The organism is Microvirga sp. P4_G7, from assembly GCF_056401005.1.
On the sequence record NZ_JBFUKD010000464.1, the window covers coordinates 1 to 3097 of the forward strand.

Consider the following 3097-nt stretch of genomic DNA (forward strand, 5'->3'; position numbering starts at 1 on the left):
TCCCCTTCCTGTCGATGTCGCGCGAATTTCCCCCTCCACCTTCGTCGGCGAGGTGGTTTTGAAGCAGGATATCACGCCGTTCCTCGCCGCGGTTCGCGCCCGTGGCTGCGCATTCCAGATCGGGACCGACATGCTGTTCGAGCAGATCCCCGCCTATCTGGAGTTCTTCGGCTTTCCGACCACGACGGCCGAGGACCTGCGCACGATTGCAAAATTGGACCATGAGGAGATTCAGACATGATCCCGTCCATCGCCACCGTCTGCGTCTCCGGCACATTGCAGGAAAAGCTAGAAGCGATCTCGGCCGCCGGATTCAAAGCGGTCGAGATCTTTGAAAACGATCTGATCGCCTTCCCAGGGACGCCGGCAGAGGTGAAGCGCATCTGCGGTGATCTCGGCCTTGCGATCGTGACGTGCCAACCCTTCCGTGATTTCGAAGGGATGCCTGATGCGCGCCGCGCCCGGACGTTCGATCGCGCGGAGCGCAAATTCGATCTGCTGCAGGAACTTGGAACCGATCTTCTCTTCGTCTGTTCGAGCGTATCCTCCGAAGCGCTCAGCGGTATCGACCGGCTGGCGAACGATTTTGCCGAGCTCGGTGAGCGTGCCGCCAAGCGCGGCCTGCGTGTTGGCTACGAAGCGTTGGCCTGGGGTCGGCATGTCTGGGACTATCGCGACGCCTGGGAAATCGTACGTCGTGCGGCGAAAGACAATGTCGGCATCGTCCTCGATAGTTTCCACATCTTGTCGCGGGAGCTCGATCTCGCGACGATCACGACGATCCCGCGCGACAGAATCTTCATGGTGCAGGTCGCAGACGCGCCCAAGCTGCAGATGGACCACCTGTCGTGGAGCCGTCATTGGCGATGCCTGCCGGGGCAGGGTGATCTTGATCTGGCCGCTTTCATGAAAGCCCTCGTTTCGACCAATTACGATGGCGCGTTGTCGTTGGAGATTTTCAACGATCGCTTCCGTGCCGGCTCCGCCCGCTCGGTCGCCCTCGATGGACATCGCTCGCTGCTCTGGCTGCTTGACGAAACCGTGAGAAAGCTCGGTCGGCCCGTGCCGGGAGCCGTACCGATGCCGGCGCCCGCACCCGTCGAGGCGGTTGAGTTCATCGAGTTCGCGATCGCAGAGGCCGAACGCCCGAGTTTCCAGCACTTGTTGGCGGCGCTCGGCTTCGGACGGAGTGGCGCCCATCGCTCGAAGGATGTCGACCTCTGGAGCCAGGGTGACATTCGGATCGTGCTCAACAGCGATTCCGATGGCTTCGCACACAGCTATCAGATCACGCATGGCACCTCCGTCTGCGCCATCGCGCTGCGGGTTTCGGATGCGGTCGCGGCGACGCAGCGCGCAACCGCGCTCCTCGACGTCCCCCACACCAGTGCTGTAGCGCCAGGGGAACTCGACATTCCGGCGGTGCGTGGTGTCGGCGGCAGTCTGGTCTATTTTCTCGACAGCGCGTCGGCTCTCGGTCGCTGGTCGCTGGTGGACTTCGAGCCGACAGGAGAGAGTTCGCCCGATGCAGGGTTGATCGGCATCGACCACGTCTCTCAGAGCATGCAGTATGAGGAGATGCTGACCTGGTTGTTGTTCTACTCGTCCCTGTTCGAGACGACGAAGACGCCGAGCCAGGCGGTCATCGATCCAGGTGGTGTGGTCCAGAGCCAGGTGATCGAAAGTGGCCTTGACGGCAAGCCGGGCCACGGGCTGCGCCTGATCCTCAACGGTTCGCAGAGCCACCGAACCATGTCAGCTCGCTTCATCACTGATTTCTTCGGATCTGGCGTGCAGCATATCGCCTTTGCGACAAACGATATCGTGAAGACGGTGGAGCGGCTCGTCGCTGCCGGCGTCGGCATGCTGCCCATTCCCGAAAACTACTACGACGACCTCGCGGCGCGCTCCGACCTCACGCCCGCTGCCATCGACGCACTCAAAACGTTGAACATCCTCTACGACCGCGATGAGCGCGGCGAGTTTTGGCAGGCTTACACGACAACGCTCGACGGCGGTTTGTTCTTCGAAATCGTCCAGCGCGAGGGTTACATCGGCTATGGTGCGGCCAACGCGGGTGTTCGCCTCACCGCGCAAGCGCGACTCGCACGCCCGATCACCGTCCCGGCGCCCATCCACGCGCGCACGACGGCTCAACAATGAGCGCGCCCTGTATCATCACCGTGGCGATCACGGGGTCTCTGCCGACGAAACGCGACAACCCCGCGGTACCGATTTCGATTTCCGAGCAGGTGGAATCGACGCACGGAGCATTCGAGGCCGGGGCGACCCTCGTCCATGCGCATGTCCGCAACGACGACGGCAGCCCAAGTTCCGACCCGGAACGCTTCGGTCGCTTGCTCGACGGGCTGCGCAAGCACTGCCCCGGGATGATCGTACAGTTCTCGACCGGCGGGCGCTCTGGCGCTGGCCAGGAACGCGGCGGCATGATCCCGCTGAAGCCCGACATGTGCTCGCTTTCGACCGGATCATGCAACTTCCCGACACGCGTCTATGAGAACAGCCCGGACCTGATCGACTGGCTGGCCGCCGAGATGAAGCAGCACGGCGTCAAGCCGGAGATCGAGGCTTTTGACCTCTCGATGATCTTCAAGGCGGCCGAGATGGCAAAGGCGGGCGCGATCGTCGGTCGACTTCACGTCCAATTCGTCATGGGCGTGAGAAACGCGATGCCGGTGGATCGCGATGCGTTCGAATTCTACATCAGAACGCTGAAGCGGCTCGCTCCCGATGCGACCTGGACCGGCGCCGGCATCGGCCGTGATCAGATCACGTTGAACCGATGGTCGCTTGAACTCGGAGGCCATTGCCGAACAGGTCTCGAAGACAACGTTCGGCTCGAACGCGACACGCTCGCGCCTTCGAACGCGGCACTGGTCAAACGCGTCGTCGACATGGCCGGCGAGTACGGACGCAGGATCGCGACTGTCGCCGAGGCCCGCGAAATCCTCGCAATGCCGGCAGCCTGATATCCGTTGACGCATGTGCGATCGAACTTGCGGGATTTTTCGATGATTTGGCAACACGCTAAACGTGTGACCTCATCCACTCTCTAAACTGCGGCCGACTGATCGCG

2 protein-coding genes and 1 pseudogene are annotated in these 3097 nt (G+C 62.1%); all 3 read left to right on the plus strand.

The window, feature by feature from the left end; translation table 11 throughout:
• Positions 1-241 (plus strand): annotated as a pseudogene (locus AC1DT3_RS16410) (shikimate dehydrogenase); the annotation flags it as partial.
• On the plus strand, positions 238-2163 hold the full coding sequence (locus AC1DT3_RS16415; RefSeq protein ID WP_477466309.1) for a bifunctional sugar phosphate isomerase/epimerase/4-hydroxyphenylpyruvate dioxygenase family protein: 1926 nt from the start codon (positions 238-240) through the stop codon (positions 2161-2163). The pseudogene AC1DT3_RS16410 and the gene AC1DT3_RS16415, both read left to right, overlap by 4 nt.
• Complete coding sequence (locus AC1DT3_RS16420; protein ID WP_477466310.1) at positions 2160-2990, plus strand: 3-oxoadipate:acetyl-CoA acetyltransferase; 831 nt, start codon at positions 2160-2162, stop codon at positions 2988-2990. Before AC1DT3_RS16415 ends, AC1DT3_RS16420 begins: the two co-directional genes overlap by 4 nt.
• Positions 2991-3097: the final 107 nt, after the last annotated feature.